Annotated in this window: 11 protein-coding genes and 1 pseudogene; 5 read left to right on the top strand and 7 right to left on the bottom strand. The window is 45.0% G+C overall.

Annotated elements, in window-relative coordinates:
* From EHO57_RS16725 to EHO57_RS16710, 4 genes and pseudogenes are all read right to left on the bottom strand, one after another.
* Entirely contained in the window at window positions 1-786 is a 786-nt protein-coding gene (locus tag EHO57_RS16725) for a M23 family metallopeptidase (protein ID WP_246050762.1), read from the bottom strand.
* Window positions 787-1,278: 492 nt separating this feature from the next.
* Window positions 1,279-1,692: a thiol-disulfide oxidoreductase DCC family protein gene (locus tag EHO57_RS16720; protein ID WP_135641987.1), complete on the bottom strand. Its 414-nt coding sequence runs from the start codon at window positions 1,690-1,692 to the stop codon at window positions 1,279-1,281.
* Between the two features lie 140 nt (window positions 1,693-1,832).
* Window positions 1,833-3,983: pseudogene (locus EHO57_RS16715) on the bottom strand (alpha-glucosidase); the annotation flags it as partial.
* A gap of 62 nt (window positions 3,984-4,045) precedes the next feature.
* Window positions 4,046-4,897, bottom strand: coding sequence for a sulfurtransferase (locus tag EHO57_RS16710; protein ID WP_135641983.1), 852 nt, complete (start codon window positions 4,895-4,897; stop codon window positions 4,046-4,048).
* 184 nt (window positions 4,898-5,081) lie between these two features.
* On the opposite strand from EHO57_RS16710, the gene EHO57_RS16705 reads away from it, so the two are divergent.
* The 4 genes from EHO57_RS16705 (at window position 5,082) to EHO57_RS16690 (ending at window position 9,810) form a co-directional block, all read left to right on the top strand.
* On the top strand, window positions 5,082-5,975 hold the full coding sequence (locus EHO57_RS16705; protein ID WP_135641981.1) for an LIC11113 family protein: 894 nt from the start codon (window positions 5,082-5,084) through the stop codon (window positions 5,973-5,975).
* Window positions 5,968-7,446, top strand: coding sequence for a S1C family serine protease (locus EHO57_RS16700; protein WP_135641979.1), 1,479 nt, complete (start codon window positions 5,968-5,970; stop codon window positions 7,444-7,446). The genes EHO57_RS16705 and EHO57_RS16700 overlap by 8 nt, the downstream gene beginning before the upstream one ends.
* Window positions 7,443-8,810: a PDZ domain-containing protein gene (locus tag EHO57_RS16695; protein ID WP_135641977.1), complete on the top strand. Its 1,368-nt coding sequence runs from the start codon at window positions 7,443-7,445 to the stop codon at window positions 8,808-8,810. Before EHO57_RS16700 ends, EHO57_RS16695 begins: the two co-directional genes overlap by 4 nt.
* A 100-nt stretch (window positions 8,811-8,910) precedes the next feature.
* Complete coding sequence (locus EHO57_RS16690; RefSeq protein WP_135641975.1) at window positions 8,911-9,810, top strand: ATP-binding response regulator; 900 nt, start codon at window positions 8,911-8,913, stop codon at window positions 9,808-9,810.
* Here the strand turns inward: EHO57_RS16690 and EHO57_RS16685 are convergent.
* The 3 genes from EHO57_RS16685 to EHO57_RS16675 are packed head-to-tail and all read right to left on the bottom strand — an operon-like array spanning window position 9,807 to window position 13,528.
* Window positions 9,807-11,261 (bottom strand): hypothetical protein, encoded by a 1,455-nt coding sequence (locus EHO57_RS16685; protein WP_246050761.1) that lies wholly within the window; start codon window positions 11,259-11,261, stop codon window positions 9,807-9,809. The two genes, EHO57_RS16690 and EHO57_RS16685, sit on opposite strands and share 4 nt — an antisense overlap.
* Window positions 11,258-12,553, bottom strand: a complete 1,296-nt coding sequence (locus EHO57_RS16680) for an oligosaccharide flippase family protein (RefSeq protein WP_135641973.1) — start codon at window positions 12,551-12,553, stop codon at window positions 11,258-11,260. The genes EHO57_RS16685 and EHO57_RS16680 overlap by 4 nt, the downstream gene beginning before the upstream one ends.
* A gap of 3 nt (window positions 12,554-12,556) precedes the next feature.
* Window positions 12,557-13,528 (bottom strand): phosphatase PAP2 family protein, encoded by a 972-nt coding sequence (locus tag EHO57_RS16675; RefSeq protein WP_135641971.1) that lies wholly within the window; start codon window positions 13,526-13,528, stop codon window positions 12,557-12,559.
* Window positions 13,529-13,760: 232 nt separating this feature from the next.
* Here EHO57_RS16675 and EHO57_RS16670 point away from each other — a divergent pair, with 232 nt between their 5' ends.
* Complete coding sequence (locus tag EHO57_RS16670) at window positions 13,761-17,129, top strand: methylmalonyl-CoA mutase family protein (RefSeq protein WP_135641969.1); 3,369 nt, start codon at window positions 13,761-13,763, stop codon at window positions 17,127-17,129.
* The last annotated feature ends 16 nt before the right edge of the window (window positions 17,130-17,145 follow it).

Here is a 17,145-nt window from a genome sequence, read left to right as displayed (position 1 = left end):
TTATTGTTGGATGGTTTCTTTCGCGATCGCGACTTGCGCTTCTTTGTCAGCGAGGAAAGGAGGAAGATAATGCTCCGGATTCAGGACCACGTTCTGGTATCTGACTTCGAAATGAACATGAGGACCAGTCGTATGTCCCGTATTCCCGGAAAGAGCAAGAACCTGCCCCTTCTTGATCTTATCACCTTGCTTCACGAATAGAAGTGAATTATGAGCATATAATGTCTGGATCCCATTGATCTGAGGATGTTGGACCACAACTCTAAGTCCGTAACCCCCGTCTCTTTTCGAATCGACTACTACTCCATCTGCAGCAGCGATCACAATGGAGCCGTTCGGGCAGGCAATATCCACTCCTGCATGCAGTGCATTCCATCTTCTTCCCAAACGAGAAGTTACTCTGGAATATTTAAAGCTCAAAGGCCAGATCAATTCTCTGGAATCGGAGTTAAAGATCTCGCGACCCTTGTCCTCTAAGAGAAGATTTCTTGTATAATTGCTGTTATAAGGGAAGAATACAGGATCTGAGTTCGGGATCTTGCTTCCGTCATAGATCCCGTTCAATATACGGACCTCTCTTTCGGAAGTTCCGAATTTATGATATAGATCTTCTAAGGATTCTTTTACTTTTCCGGGAACGATCCAGATGCCTTCTCTGGATTGATAGGTCTGGATAAACTGGTTATCCACCTTAACTTCTTCAATATATGTATTTGCGAAGGTCTTCCAAGAAATAAAGATAAGAGCGGAAGCGCCCACTATGGATAGAATCGTTTTCTTTTTCATTTGGTTCTTTCCTTTTTGCGCCGCAAAAAAAGCTCTCAAAACAAATTTACTGTTTTTAAGATCGGCAGTTAATTTCCGAAAGTTCAACCTATCCTCCTTGTCCATAATCTTGGGACAAGGATTTTTCACCACTCTAATCTGAGGGAATAAGCGGAAATAAACGATTTACCACGATATACTACGAAAATATGGAATTATCTTCCAATAATATCTAATTATAGCATTTTTCGGAGTATTTTATAATTTTTCATCTACCAATTCAATCTATAGAGAGAAAAATTCCCAGTTTCAGAAAAGTTTTCGGAAAAACCGGAGCGATTTCGTCGCCTTCGCTTGGCAATTTGTAAGGATGATGGACATAAACGGAGTCCTTTAAGTGAGACATTTTAAGCCAAAAATGCTCCTTTTCCGGAAGAATGGGCCTTAGAATCCGCTGGTCGTTTAAAACAACTCGTTTCTTCAGCATTTCCCTGAGCAGGAGATCCTACAATCCTAGCCTAAGATCCTGTCCCTCAACTCCGGAGTGGGCATTCTGCAGGCCTCCCTCTTTCCAAACCATCGATATCGGTTCTTTGCGATCAGATCATAGATCTGATTGCGGATCCATTTCGGAAGAAGGGTTCCGAGTAGGGAAATCTTCCAAATTCCCCCCAAGCGAGAGGCGATTTTCAAGACTGCCTCCGACTTACTGTGGATCCTTGTACCGTCCCAGAACAGAATGCTATCTACACCTCTAGTCTCTTCTTCTAAATGGTGTTCTAAAATTAGATTTTTTGCAAATTCAGATTGAAGGCTCGCATATTTCAGAACCCTCTTTTTATCCAGATCCAGGAGAAGATTCACTGTTCCGTTGCATAAATTGCAGACCCCGTCAAACAATAGGATGGAATTCCGTTCTTCTTCCAAGTTTGCTTCCTTTTATTCCTTAGACCCTCGAATCCACTCGAAGGAAATGGAAATCAACCTACTGAAAATAGGATCATCTTCTTAGAAGGGTTCTCTTTTTTCTTAAGCGGAGAAGATTCCGGCTCGGAAGATCTAGGGATCCTTTTTAAAGGAAGCAAGGCAGACTTCAGTCTTTCATACCAGTCTCCCTTCTTACGCAGGAAAACCGCCGGTGATCCAAGAGGAGAGTCCACTTCGATCCAGGTTCCTCCCTTGTAAGAAGTCCCTGTCCATACATGTTCCCATTCTCCTTCGGGAAGATATCCTTTTACAGAATCTTCTCCTTTTTCCAATACGGGAAGTACAAGTAAGTCCTCTCCTACTAGGAACTCGTTTTGCAAGTCCCTTGTATTCGGATCATTCGGATAGGATAATACGAGAGGCCTAAGGATAGGAAGTCCCACTTCGCTTGCTTCCTTGTTTAGAAATTTCATATATTCCTTTAATGCGATATGCATTTTCCCATACCGAGCGAATTCGCGAATGGTCTTTTGATCGGAATACGGTTGGTGGTTTTGAAGAGGACGATTCCCTTCATGAGTCCTAAAGACGGGAGAGAATACGTTCAACTCCGCCCAACGCAGGAATAATTCCTTGGATCTGAAATAGTCTTTGATCGGGCTAGGGATCGTAGTGTATCCGCCTATATCGCTATGATTTAAGCTCAATCCGGAAAGACCTCCGCTCAAGATCCCAACGAGAGAAGAGGCAATCCCGTCATTTTTTCCCCAACTTACCATTTGATCTCCCGCCCAGAACAAAGTGGAATACCGATTAGAATTACTAAAACCGGCCCTCGTAAAGAATACGATCTCCCCTTCTTTGCGTGCCTCTTGGATTGCTTCTCGGTTCAGTCTTGCCCATTCTACTGGATATCGGTTATGATAGAGCTCAGCGGATTCTCCGGAAAATAACACTGCATCCGTAGGAAGCCATTCTCCGAAATCCGCCATCCAACCGCTGAGTCCCTTCCCGATCAGATTTTCTTGGATCACAGTCTTGATCCAAATGCGGGTCTTGGGATTACTTAGATCCAATAGCCCTGCCGGAAATCCCGCTGTTTGGACTATATAATCTTTTCCTTCTTTATTCTTTACTAAATAATTCTTTTGGACCGCCTCTTCATATAATGGTCCTTCCGTGGCAAGCATCGGATTGATATAGCCTAAAACCTTGATCCCTTGGGAATTCAGGTCCTTCACGAATTTCGTCCATTCAGGATATCTCGTTTCGTCCGGAAACCATTTCCACCAAAGCTGTGAACCAAAGGATGTTTTTCTCTGCCCTACCCAATCCTGGATCCAAAGTGCAGTGATCGGATTTCCAGCCTTCCTTGCCTCTTCTATCCTTTGGAGAACGATCTCCTTTCCTCCTTGGATCCCAAGCCAAGTGCCGTAGGCCCAATCCGGGAGAAGTGGGAACCTTCCCGTTTTTTGTGTGTACAATCTCAGGATCTCTTTTGGGTTCTCCGCCTTCCAAGAATTTACGGTAAATCCTTTTTCTCGGATCTCGATCCTGATCTCCGGATCTTCTTCAAAATCAAAAACGGAATAAGCGCTATGCTCGAAATGGAACCCTCTGTTCTTAGAGGTGAAAAAGAAAGGGATAGGTGTATACGTGCTGTATTCGTTTCCACCTGCTCCTTCTAACAGCTCGGCTCCCCAGGTGATGGGTTGGTCTCCTCTTCCCACTCCTTGTTCTTCCGAAAACAAGAATGGCTTCTTTCCTTTTAAATTCAGATGAGAGAATTGTTCTCCTAATCCGTAGATGGCTTCTTCCTCGTCCGACTTGAATCGAATATAGCTCCGATTCAGATCCGGATGCGAGATCTCTACCTTCCACTCTAGATTAGAATTTTCTTTCGCCGTAAAACGAATAGAGTATTTGGTCTCGCAACCTTCCCCGCTTAACTTCCCTTGGATGAGCAAGGAACCGGATTCTAAGCTTATATTTTCGAGGCTCTGCTCGTTGCAAAAATACTGGATCCGGTCCTTGATCTTGAATGTTGCCTTGCGATATCCAACGATCTGCTCTCCTTTTGCTGCAGAGAGGAAAGGTTCTTTCAGATCGAACTCTAACAGTTTTCCTTTCGATGTAATGAACGATAGTTCAGAAGGTACTAGGATCGCTTTGATCCCCTTTCCCAGATCGAATTCCTTAGGAGGAATTGAGATAGGTGCGATCTTTTGGAATCTAGACTGACAGGAAAGAAAGAAGGAAAAGAAAAGTAGCAGTGCGATAAGGGATCTCATACAAATTCCTAAGAAAGATTGTATGAGATCCTTTCAGAATGTCTTGTGGTGTCTTCTAGTTTTTAACCCTTTCTGTCCAGGCCACCGACTCTAGGGGCGGAAGCTCCTGCACCGGTCTGTCCGTAAATGCTGACAGCTTGCTTAGGCAAATTGGATTTTCTCCACTCGAACCAGGAACCGACGTATACATTCACATCGTTATATCCTACTTCTTTGAGCATTAGAGCGAGGAGAGAAGAACGAGCTCCGTTATAATCGTAAATAACAGTGGTCCTTTCCGGCATGAACGGAAAGCCTCTTAACTTCTTATTAAAGAAAGTCTTATCTACTAGTTCTCCGTTCGCGTCATACAGCATTCTCCAATCCCAGAGAAATGCTCCAGGCAAACGTCCACAGAGACTTCCCGGTTCAGGAGCGGTTAGGCGAGGAAGTTTGCCGTCGTATTCTTCAGGAGTACGAGTATCGAAGATCTGAAGTCTGGTCAGGTTCTTTTCCAAGAAAGCCTTGTCTATGACCCCTTCCAATTTTCTGACCTTTGCAGAAGGACCTATATCCAGTTCCCTGCTTCCCTTCTCCTTAGAATTCTCAACAGGCCAACGTTGGCCTAGGATAAATGTATTCTGGAAACCCGCTGCTCTCAAAAGAAGAGTGAGCCTGGCTGCGAACATTCCCATTCCTTCGTCAAAGACGATGATCCTGGACTTGTTCTCTTTCTTTGCAAGAGATAGGATCTCTTCGATCGGTCCTAATAATTTCTTGAAAGAATCGGGATCGGAGGCAAACGCCTTCTTTACGAATGGGAAATAGTAAGCGCCCTTTAGGGTGGACTCCTGATACTGCGCTTGCGAACGACAATCGACGTATAAGTCCTGTTGGTCGTTCAGGTCTGTTTTAAGAAAACTCCAGTGAGACAAGATAAGCTACCGTTATATATTTTTACTCTTAGTTTTAACCATATTCCAGACTACCGTTTCAGAGTTTAACTTTTTTTTCGTGTTCTCGCGAATTCGAGACATAATGAGAAAGAATCCACATAAATTCCTCTTCTAGTCCTGGATCTGTAAAATCCAGTTTTTGGAAAACCGATACTAATATAGAATGTTTTTCCCGATCCTTAAATCTTTCGGACCGAGTCGCCTTGTGTATCGTTATCCTTTAATTCTTTGGCTTCTTGCCGCAGTTTCTCTCATTTCCTTTCCGTTTTTTCATCCGGAAGCGGAGGAGAAGGAAACTGTTTCTCAAGATTCTTCTCTTGGCGATTTAAATGATCCTGATTTCGTCAGTGGCTGGAAGAAATATTCTCAAGAAAAGGATGCAAGACCCTTAAAGCAGTGGTTCCAAACCCATCCTGTGGTACAAACAGGCGATTGCAAATTTAGGTCCTTACCCGATCTGGAAGGTTCTCAGTATTTTTCCTTGGATTGCACGGACAAAAAAATGCCCGGATTCTTTTTTGCGGGGAAGGATAAGATATTGTATCCGAACAAGATCTCTTCCTTTCATGTAAGAGGTCCCGTGAAAACGGGTAAGATGGTGTACTGGCAATTGGGTTTTTCTTCCGATACCCTTCGTCTTGCCACCGGAAAATTTTCCGAAAGCAATAAGGATAAAAGATCCAAGATCAACGATAAGGCTTCTACCGAAAATTTTGGTCTTCAATATTTCTTAAGCATCGCTAGGCATCCTGCTTCTCGTCCTGCTCCCGTCGGCAAGGAGATCTTCTTCGATTCTTCTTGTCCTTTATTGTATTTGGGAAAGGATGCCGACTTCTATTGGGATAAGGTTTTGTATTTTTCCTTCCAAGCCAGTTGCATTCCTAGTTCTCCCTATTCTTGGATCCGGATCAAGGCGGATGCCGGCGGAAATGTGCAAGTAGACGATAAGCCTTTGGAAAGTCTGGAACAAGGCGCCAGGTTTCTCGCTAAATTAAAATTACAGTCCATCGAAAAGGATAAGATCGTTTGGTCGGACGGGGAGTTATTCCATGAATAGATCTAGACTTCTTCGTCTTTTTCTTTTAGTCCTGATCCTTGGATCGAACCCTAGTTTTTCGCAAGGCTCTCCGAATCCGGATCTGAAAAGCTTACTCGGAAGTGTCGTCATCGTTCGAAGCGATATCTATCCCGATCCTACCGATCCATTGGAATTCGGAGACCAAGATCTTTCTAGGGATGTAGGCTCCGGTTTTATCATCGCTGGGAATAAGATCCTAACAAACGCTCATGTGATCTCCGAATCCAAATATCTGAAAGTAAAGCATTTCAATAGCAGTAAGTATTATAATGCTAAGGTAGAATTTTTAGGTTTCGATTGCGATCTGGCACTGATCTCCGTGGACGATGATGAGTTCTTTGCGGGTGTGGAACCCTTGGATATTGCGGACGATTCCCCTTCTCTCGGAAGTAATTTGCTTATGCTTGGCTATCCGGAAGGTGGAGAGAACCTTACTCTCGAAAATGGTTTGGTGAATCGGATCGAACGTATTCGATATTCATTTACTGGATTAGATTATCGTAAAGTGATCCGAGTTGGCGCAAATATCCTTCCCGGTTATTCTGGCGGCCCAGCCTTGCAAAACGGCAAGGTTGCCGGGATCATCTTCGAAGTGAGCCAGGTGCAAGGAAGTACGGCATATCTCATCCCTCCCGAAGTAGTTCAACATTTTCTAAAGGATATACAGGACGGGAAGTACGACGGATTTCCCTTTGTTGGATTTACCTTTCAGAATGGGACGTCCGAGGCGATTAAGCAGTTCCTAAAGATCCCGGATGGATTGCAAGGGATCCTGGTAAATAAGGTGTATCCGAATTCTTCCTTCTCCGACGTTTTGCAAACGGACGACTTTCTCTATAAGATCGACGATGCGTACTTGAACAATGAGGGAGGCCTCCTGGAATTTACAGGAAGGACCGTGGTGGATCTGATCGAACCAGGTTTCGTAGGCCAAAAACTCACTCTGTATTTTTATAGGAACGGAAAGAATTTTAAGACACAAGCCGAACTCAAACGAACCGATTCCTTGGAACTGTACAGGGACAGACAGGTGCGGAATTTCTTGGGGGCCGGGCTACTCTTTCAACCTGTGAATCGGGCTCTTTTCGGAAAGGAAAGCCAAAGAGTGGAAACCTCTCTTAGATACCATTACAGTTATTTTATCCAGGACGATCTGTTCAAATTTACGGAACGGGATCTGATCCTGACTACGATCTTTCCCGATCCTCTTAATTCAAAATACATGAATTATCGTTTTAAAATATTAGAATCCATTAATGGGAAAACCCCTCAGAATATCGAGGACTTCAAGGAACTCTGGAAAAGATATTCGGGCGGCACCTTAGTTTTAAAATTCAGAGGGGTCGGACTTCCTTTGATATTGGATACTAAGACGATCAAGATCATAGACGCAAGGGTTCGAAAAAGATTCGATATCAAGTCCGACGAGTATCAGGAGGCATCCAAATGAAACGGCTCCTTCTTCTTGTTTTATTCTCTCACCTTTGCCTTTCCAACTTAGAAGCCAAAGGAGAGCCCGAATTCGGAGTGCTTGTCCATTTCAGGAAATATTCCCATCATAATCCTTTCCAGAAGGGCGTGCCGTTCCAAAGAAAGATCCCTGCCATTCGAGTGGACGAAAGAACTGCGGTCGCGCTTTTAAAACCAGGCGAGGTCCCTCTTTTCGCAGAGATCCATCCGGACGATTCTGCGGGAAGAAAGGCCTATTTCCAAAAGGTGGATCTGGATACCGGTCTTGGGATCCTGATCCTTCCTGAAGATATTGGAAGAACAAAACGCATTTTTCCATTGGCAGTCTTGGAAGAAAAACCTCGCACGAGTCCCGGTTGCTCTGCTTACTTTCCAAATTTAGAATGGGCTAGTTTAGAATCTTCTAAATCGATTCTTCCTCTCTCTAAGCTTGCTAAGAAAGAGAACACGGATGGATCTAGGAGTTTTCTGTATGCCGGCAAGAAGGTTTGCGGTTTCACAGATGGAAGTTGGAACGGTGGAGCGGAACTTCTCAGACGATTTTCCCAGAGCAGATTCTCTTCTCAATCCCCCTTCCCTCATCCAGGTTTTTTTGCAGAAGCGTCCCTGACTCCCGCAGAAGAGGATTATTATTTTCCGAAGGGTGCGATAGGCGCAGTCGTTTCGGAAGTTTTACCTGGCATCGGTCCAATGCATAATCTGTTTCCGGGAGATGCGATCATCTCTGTGAACGGAACTCCCGTGGCTTCCAAACATAAACAGGTCTTATATGATCTTCTTCTCACCAAGCATGGGAGTTATATAAATTCGGGAGATACCGTGGAGTTGACCCTCTATCGGGACGGAAGAAAACGAGAGATCCGTTACGCGCTTAAGCCTTATAACGAGGATGCTTTCCTCATTCCGGAAAGCTCGGATCGAGTCGCTCCTAAGTATTTGATCTCAGGAGGTCTCTTGTTTACGGAACTAACTAGGACCTATTTGAAAGAATACGGAGACAAATACAAATCTTCGAGCGATCGCAAGTTAGTATACTTAGCGGAAAGTTTTTCTCGCAAAATGCACCCGGAAAAGAATCGGATCGTTCTTCTCTCTAGGACCTTTCCGGATGAGAAGAATAAGGCTTACCAGGAATTCCAAGATCTGATCCTGGAATCGGTCAACGACAAGACTGTAGACTCTGTGGAAGGCCTAAAAGCAGCCATTTCCGAGAATAAGGAGAATTTTTTGGTCTTCCGGTTCTCTGGAAATAAATTAGCAGTCTTCGATAAATCGGAACTCAAGGCTCTGGATGAGAAGATAAAGTCCTCTTATTCTCTGGATTCCTTGGACAATATACGCTGACAAAATCCTTGACTGGTTTTGCTTTTCTGGTTTTTCTTATGTTTCCATTAAACGTTTCGGGACGTATCGCCAGGCGAAAGTCCTGAATTAGGAATTTGTTATGAAAATCCTATTCGTCGACGACGAAGAAGTCATACGCGATCTATTCCAAGAAATCTTCGGAAGCGAATACCAGTTAGTGCTCGCCGGCACCGCCGAGCAGGGCCTGAGTCTCGCCGAATCCGAAGCCTTCGATCTGATCATCACGGATATTCGACTCCCTAGGATGAACGGGATCGAGTTCATCACTAAACTGAGAGAGAAAGGTGTAGAGACTCCTTTTATTGTCATCACTGGGAATCAGGATATCCAGATCTCCATCAACGCATTACGTTTAGGAGCGGTAGACTTCTTCCTAAAGCCTTTCCGAATGGAGGCGATCCGTTATTCTTTATTACGATTTAGGAATTTATTTTATTCCGGAAAGGACTTGGTGGACAAGAGATTCTTCCAGGTCAAGGAATCCAGGCAGAAATTCACACTTATCCCAAGGTTAGCCAATCTGAACCAATACGTTCATTTGATCCTAAAGTCCCTAGCCCATTTACCTAGTCTGCATAACGAGGATCTTCTCTCCTTGAAAGTGGCGCTCTATGAATTGATCGGAAATGCGATCGAACACGGTTGCGCTCATATAACCTATCACCAAAAGCAAGAGTTGATGTTCCAAGAGAACGATTATTTCTCTTATGTGGATAAGATCTGCGAACAAAAAGACGAATGGATCAAGGTAGAAGTGGATTACGACGACACAAGGGTCACAGTGGTCTTAGAGGACGGAGGAGAAGGGTTCGACCCTGCAAGAGTCCCCGATCCTGTGCAAGATCCGAACGCTAGTCAACTTTCAGGTAGAGGAATCTTCCTGGTGAGAATGAACGTGGACTCTCTTTCTTATAACGATAAGGGAAACCAGGTCACATTCACGAAGAAACTGCAAGCATTGAAAGAAGGCGCTGTTTAAAATCTAATCCCTGCGGAAGCATACCAACGAAAATATTCTCTGGTGGGGATGGGTCTGCGGATCTCATCCAAGAGTACAGACTCATCCATTCCTGGGCGAACCCAAGCGTATGCAGCTCCTGCGACCAAATAGCCTGTCTCCGATTTCCAGCCGCCGGCGGCAATCAGCTCCAAGCCTCTTCCTATATAAGAAATTCCTAAACCAGTTCCGAGAGTGGTGGACCAACCCTTCCCCCATTCCTTGGAAACTCCTGTTTGGTAATACTGCAGACCCGAATTCTCATAGATCGGTTTTCTAGGCGAATCGACTCCGGAGAAAACCGTATCCTGTTTAGCGTTCCAATCCCTTAATAGAAGAATGGAGAACGGAGCCAGATATCCTCTCGGATCTCCCTTGATACTCGCGTATCCGTTCGAGTTTTGGTCCGTATGGAATGTCGGATCCTTGGTGGCGTATAACGCGCGAACAAAAATAGAATAGCTTTCTTCTTTCCAAGTAGCGCCCAGAGTCGCAAGCCAGGCATTTGAGCTTTGCCTTGTATTTTGGGAATAAAATGGATTCGTGCCATTCTCTCTTCTTCCTTCTACTCGGATGGCGGAGCCTTCTATCTTCGCCTTCCAAAAAGGTTCCGACTCCCATTCCAGTCCGGAATATCTGAAAAATCCGTAAGGACGAAACGGTTCCTCTTGCCGGAATAGGTCTGCTCTTTGTGCGCTTTGCTTTGGCTCGGAATACTGGTAATGGAATATTCGAAACGAATTTAGAAGAAGCTTAGGCTCCCAAACCAGATCTCCTCCTTGTATTCTCAAAGGAGATTCCGTTCTGTCTCTGTTAGAATATGCGATAGAAGATTGAAATTCGGCGCCCAGTAAAGAACCTCTTACATTCAAAGGCAGATATTCCCAACCGATCTCTCCATAATTTGCAAGATTCGCGAATAGGAATCCATTCTTGTCCAGACGTTGGAATCCCCTTCCCCCTTCGGCTCTCAACCGGAACTGGGAAAAATTCAGGCGAGAAGAGACCAATGCTTCTCCGTCACTCAATCTGTAGGTGTTCAGTCTTGTATCGTCCTTCTCTGCATAGGTCACGATAGGCGAAACCAGGACCAAGGTTTCCAAACGATCCGTTTTCTTTTGCCAACCGAATTCCGGACTAAAAGAAGCCCTACCGTACCATTTCCTGGCCTCGTCCTCCTTCACTCCTCCTTTCTGAGAGTAACTCTTTCCCCAAACATACAAGGAAGTATAGAATCCTGATTGAGAAGAAAAACTCTTGGAGTCGTCGTTGGTATTCGCATTTCTTCCCTGGGACTTCACGTTTATGACCCCGTCGTTCAGGAGAGACGAATCGTCCAGCCGGTATTGAGGATACGAGTCTGCGCTTATCTCATAGGCAAAGCAAGCAATGCATAAGAATATTATAAATTTTTTATATATATGCGGCTTCACTTTTGGGAAGGTCTATGGTACGCTAAGAAATACCCGCTTAGCAATAGCCAAGAAGGTATCTGCCCCAAGAAGAATGCTCCCGCCGCACCCATGGTCCCATATTCCGGGATGAGCAAATTATCCAGCACAAGTCCGAAGATAAGCCTTACAAGAGCTAACATTGCCAGAAGTTTGGGTTGCCCTAAAGCAAAGAGCGCCATTCCCAAAGGAGAGAAGACCAACTGGAATAAATAATTCGGATACAGCAATTGGAAGACCGGAACGGATTCTGGATACTTTCCGGAAAACAATGCGGAGAAGAACCAATCTCCCAGAAATACCCAAGGCCCCAAGGCAAGAGCAAACCCGCAGGCCATCAGAATGGACTTGGCCAGATATGCGGTGAACTCCTTATTCTCCGTTAGACGAGATAGCTTAGGATAAATAATGGAATTCAAAACGGAGAATAAGATCACGAATCCGCTGAAAGGCTGCAAAGCCACCCCGTAAGCCGCAACCGATTCGTTGGAATGATACTTATTCAAGAAGAATAGCTCCATCCTGTCGGATACGATCGCAAACAAAGAAGCCAAGAATGCATATCGATTGAAAGAAGCCAAGTCCCTGGTTTGCTTTTGGATCTCCTCTCTATCTCCGGACCAATTCAATTTCTCTCTCGGGAATAAGAAGAAGAATAGCACGATCGTAAAAGAAGGAGCCACAGAGAACACCGCCAGGATATCCATATGGTTCAGAGCACGAGCCGAGAACTGGTCCGCAAAATAAAGGATCACGAGTCGGATCAAATTCGGGAGTGGATACCAGATGGAAAGGGACTGGTACTGACCGAAGGAAACAAAAATGCTTTCGAAGTAGGAATTGAAGGAAAGAACGAAGCTGCCGAATACCAACAAAAAGGCGGCTAACGCATTTTCCCTTAAGAACAAGGCTGCCACAGCGGTAACCAGGATCAAAATGAAAAGTGCCATCCATTTGATCCAAAGAGAAGAAGCAAGCAAGACACCGATCCTTCTTTTGTCCTCCGTCATTGGAGAGAGATAACGGACCATGGCGGCAGGAAGACCAAACTCTGCGATCGCAAGAAGCACCGGCAAAAAACCGGAATAGTATTGGAAGAATCCGTTCTCATTCTTACTTAGAATGCGAACGGAATATACCATGAAGACGAAGTTCAGAAGGGAGGCGATTACCTTGGAAGACCCTACCGAAAAAAAGCTACGGATAAATCCGGATGCCCTAAGTCTCTTGAAGGTTTCCGAGAAAGATTGTAAGGAGGTAAAACGCCGGAACATTCTTCAAATCAAATGGGTTCCTCCACGAATTCTCTTCAAGAGAAAGGGAGAGAGGTAGCCAATATAGTAGCATACGATCCCGTACCTCAGGTATCTGGCAACCGGATTTTCCGGCAGAAGTGTATTGAGCAATTTTCCGATCGCAAGGTAAAATACTAGGATCCCTAGGACCACGATGGCAATCCGAACCAAGAAATCCGCTATCCCAGTTGCCCTCTTCCAGTCCACACCTGATCTTTTATTTTGCAGGATGGCTATCCCGAAACCCGCAAGCGATCCAGAGGCGGAGATCACCTGTTCCCAAGATCTGTTTGTGGACTCCGGTTGGCTCGGGTCTTGCAAAAGTACGGTAGGCAGGGTTGCCGCAATCAAGAGTAGTAGATAGGACTTAAGCTTACTTTGATTTTCCGCTTCTGCCGGACCGGAAGCTACGAGTAAGGATGGATTTTTTTGGAGCCAGAATTCCAGTCCGAATAACACAAACAATCCGAGAAAGAATCCTCCGATCACGTCCCCTAGAAAATGCAGACCGACATACATTCTCGCGATCGGCATGAATAATATCGCAAATCCGGTAAGCATACGGACCCAAAAGATCCTCAAATGCAAGAATAGAGTTCCGTATAACACAACTGCAGTCTGTACATGTCCGGAAGGGAAACCGTAGGATCCTTCGACGAGACCTAGCTCCGCCGGATACGGTAGCCCGATCGGCCTAGGAGAAGTAAGAAGAGCCTTGCAAGTACCGTTCAATATTCCGGCAAGGAGAAGACCCAAGGTCATTCTGATCCCAAGCTTTCTATCCACGCAGAGATAGATAATGGAAACCAAGCCCATAAAGAAAAGACTCGATCCAAGATGATGGAATGTGATCGCGAGAGGATCTAAAATCGGCTTCAAAAAAGAAATATGAAGCGCTTCCAAAGGAGAGTTGGAGAAGAGATATTCTTTCCATAAAACTTGTTCCCAATTCATAAAAACGAAAGTATAATGATGAGCTTCTCAATGCAAAAAGTATTTAAGTGGCAAAGTCTCTCGAAATTAAAATCTCGGTTGATGGATTCGGATTCTTATTGCAGGATAGAAATAAGCACTGAAATTATTGAACGATCGTTTTCTAAAGAACAAAACAAACAGAGTTCAGCTAATGTGAAAGCCGGCGGGGCCCATCCTCGAACCCAAGCCAAATACATTAGGAGTTTTTAATATGGAACCCGAAATCTATAGCCCTAAAAATAAATTAAAATTCGTAACCGCTGCCTCCTTATTCGACGGGCACGACGCTTCTATCAATATTATGCGCAGGATCCTGCAAGCCTCCGGAGCGGAAGTAGTACATCTAGGCCATAACCGCTCCGTGCAAGAGATCGTGGACTGTGCTATCCAAGAAGACGTGCAAGGAATAGCTGTGACCAGCTACCAAGGAGGGCATGTAGAATATTTCAAATACATGATAGACCTCCTGAAGGAAAGAGGATGCGGTCATATCAAGGTATTCGGCGGGGGCGGAGGGACCATTCTCCCGAGTGAGATCAAAGAATTAGAGAATTACGGTGTAGCCAAGATCTATTCTCCGGATGACGGACGTTCCTTAGGATTGCAGGGAATGATCAACGATCTTCTTCTCAAATCCGATTTCCTTCCCCCGAACAAATTCAATGGGAACCTATTCGCGGAACTGAAAAAAAAGAATCCGATCGCGATCGCAGAGTCTATTACACTTGTGGAATATTCTCTTTCGGGATCGAATCCTACGAATCCGGAAAAGCTGAACTTCCCTATTTCTAAAAAACAGATCCCGATCTTAGGGATCACCGGGACCGGCGGAGCCGGAAAATCGTCTCTCACGGACGAACTTGTACGAAGATTCATTCACGATTTCGAAGACAAGACGATAGCGATCATTTCCGTTGACCCTTCCAAAAGAAAAACGGGAGGAGCCCTACTCGGAGATAGGATCCGAATGAATTCCATTTCTCATCCCAGAGTATTCATGCGTTCCTTTGCGACCAGAGAGGCAAATATTGCCCTGAACAGGAATGTAAAGAAAAGCCTAGAAGTTCTCAAGAGTTCCGAGTTCGATCTAGTCATCGTGGAAACAGCAGGGATAGGACAAAGCGATTCAGAGATCACCGAGGTTTCGGATCTTTCTCTCTATGTGATGACCCCCGAATTCGGTGCGGCGACTCAATTAGAAAAAATTGATATGATCGATTATGCAGATCTAATCGCCGTCAATAAATGCGATAAGAGAGGAGCCCAGGACGCGATCCGTGATGTTCAGAAACAGTTCCAAAGATCCCGCAAATTATTCGAACAAAGACCCGAGGAAATGCCAGTATTCGGGACAATAGCCTCCCAATTCAACGACCCAGGCACGAATAATCTATATGTGGCACTTATCCAGGCCTTAAACAAGAAATTCGATCTGGGTTGGAAATCCTCATTGGATGCAAGTGCGGAGTCCAGCCAAAAGATCCATATCATTCCCCCGGAAAGACAGAGATACTTGTCTGAGATCGCGGAAGAATGCGAGAAGTTCGACTCCTTTGTCCAAAGCGAATCCAAGAATGCCGAGATCCTCTATAGGATCCATGGCGCCATCGAAGTATTAAAAGAAAGAGGAAAGAACACTTCCGACCTGGAAGAAGAATATTCCAAGACAGAATCCAAATTGCATCCGGGAACTAGGCAGATCCTCAAAGACTGGGATGCCAAGATCGCCAAGTATTCCAGCGAATTCTTTACATATAAGGTGAGAGACAAGGAGATCAAGGTCCCGAACTTTACGAAATCATTAAGTCATCTGAATATTCCCAAGGTCGCCGTTCCTAAGTTCCGGGACTGGGGCGAGATCGTAAAATGGTCTTATTTTGAAAACTTCCCGGGAGAATTCCCGTACACTGCGGGAGTATTCCCATTCAAACGTACCGGAGAGGACCCGACCCGGATGTTTGCAGGAGAAGGCGGACCGGAACGTACCAATGCCAGATTCCATTATGTAAGTAAGGGAATGCCTGCGCAGCGTTTAAGCACTGCTTTCGATTCGGTTACCTTGTACGGAGAAGATCCTGGACTTCGCCCGGATATCTACGGCAAGATCGGGAATTCAGGAGTGAGCATTGCAACTCTGGACGATGCAAAGAAATTATACTCCGGCTTCGATCTTTGCAATCCTTCTACCTCCGTTTCCATGACGATCAATGGACCGGCACCGATGCTTCTCTCCTTCTTCTTAAATACTGCTGTAGACCAAACCTGCGAAAAATATCTTCATGCAGAAGGAAAGGTAGAAGAAACCAAGGCAAAGATCAAAGAGATCTATGCGAAGAAAAACGCTCCTGTCCCGGTTTATAAGGGAAACATCCCGGATGGGAATAATGGTCTGGGACTTCTACTCTTAGGTGTGACGGGAGATCAGATCCTTCCCAAAGAAACATACGAAAAAATTAAATTAGAGACCCTAACTGCTGTACGAGGAACTGTGCAGGCGGATATCCTAAAAGAAGACCAGGCCCAGAACACCTGCATCTTCTCCACTGAATTCGCTCTCAAGCTCATGGGAGATATCCAGGAATATTTTATCTGGAACAAGGTACGAAACTTCTACTCTGTTTCCATCTCCGGATATCATATCGCGGAAGCAGGAGCAAATCCGATCACTCAGGTCGCATTCACTCTAGCAAACGGATTTACGTTCGTGGAATACTATCTCTCCAGAGGGATGAAGATAGACGATTTCGCTCCGAACCTTTCCTTCTTCTTCTCCAACGGAATAGATCCTGAGTATGCTGTGATCGGAAGAGTGGCAAGAAGGATCTGGGCAAAGAGCATGAAATACAAGTACAATGCTTCTGAGCGCTCCCAAATGTTAAAGTATCATATCCAAACTTCGGGACGCTCCTTGCACGCTCAGGAGATCGCATTCAACGATATCCGAACCACATTACAAGCGTTATACGCTATTTATGATAACTGCAACAGTCTTCATACGAACGCGTACGACGAGGCAATCACGACTCCGACCGAAGAATCCGTACGAAGAGCGATGGCGATCCAGCTGATCATCAATCGAGAATTAGGTTTGGCGAATAATGAAAACCCTCTCCAAGGCTCTTTCATCATTGAGGATCTTTCCGATCTGGTAGAAGAAGCGATCCTTACTGAGTTCAAACGGATCTCAGAAAGAGGAGGAGTCCTAGGCGCCATGGAAAGGATGTATCAAAGAAATAAGATACAAGAAGAGTCCTTGGAATACGAGCATAAGAAACATACGGGAGACATTCCTGTAATAGGAGTGAACACCTTCTTAGGAAAAGACGGTTCCCCTACCATTCTTCCGGAAGAAGTCATTCGTTCTACGGAAGAAGAGAAGAAGGCACAGATCGCAGAACTAGAAGCATTCCATTTTAGGAATCAAGCGGACTCCGAAACGGCTCTTAAGAAATTACAAGAAGCCTGTCTCTCCGGAAAGAACGGATTCGAGGCCTTAATGGAAACAGGAAAGATCTGCTCCCTGGGACAGATGACAAACGCATTGTATGAGGTAGGCGGCCAGTACAGAAGAAGCATGTAGAAATCCAAATCAGGGA

The sequence above is a fragment of the Leptospira langatensis genome, assembly GCF_004770615.1.
GTDB classification, from domain to species: Bacteria; Spirochaetota; Leptospiria; order Leptospirales; family Leptospiraceae; genus Leptospira_B; species Leptospira_B langatensis.
Note: the sequence above shows the minus strand (reverse complement) of the source record. Positions and strands in the feature narration are given on the sequence as shown.

Coding starts and splice junctions, on each gene's coding strand:
- EHO57_RS16680 (WP_135641973.1), bottom strand. CDS start 12,553: ATGTTCCGGCGTTTTACCTCCTTACAATCTTTCTCGGAAACCTTCAAG.
- EHO57_RS16695 (WP_135641977.1), top strand. CDS start 7,443: ATGAAACGGCTCCTTCTTCTTGTTTTATTCTCTCACCTTTGCCTTTCC.
- EHO57_RS16675 (WP_135641971.1), bottom strand. CDS start 13,528: ATGAATTGGGAACAAGTTTTATGGAAAGAATATCTCTTCTCCAACTCT.
- EHO57_RS16700 (WP_135641979.1), top strand. CDS start 5,968: ATGAATAGATCTAGACTTCTTCGTCTTTTTCTTTTAGTCCTGATCCTT.
- EHO57_RS16690 (WP_135641975.1), top strand. CDS start 8,911: ATGAAAATCCTATTCGTCGACGACGAAGAAGTCATACGCGATCTATTC.
- EHO57_RS16705 (WP_135641981.1), top strand. CDS start 5,082: ATGTTTTTCCCGATCCTTAAATCTTTCGGACCGAGTCGCCTTGTGTAT.
- EHO57_RS16670 (WP_135641969.1), top strand. CDS start 13,761: ATGGAACCCGAAATCTATAGCCCTAAAAATAAATTAAAATTCGTAACC.
- EHO57_RS16725 (WP_246050762.1), bottom strand. CDS start 786: ATGAAAAAGAAAACGATTCTATCCATAGTGGGCGCTTCCGCTCTTATC.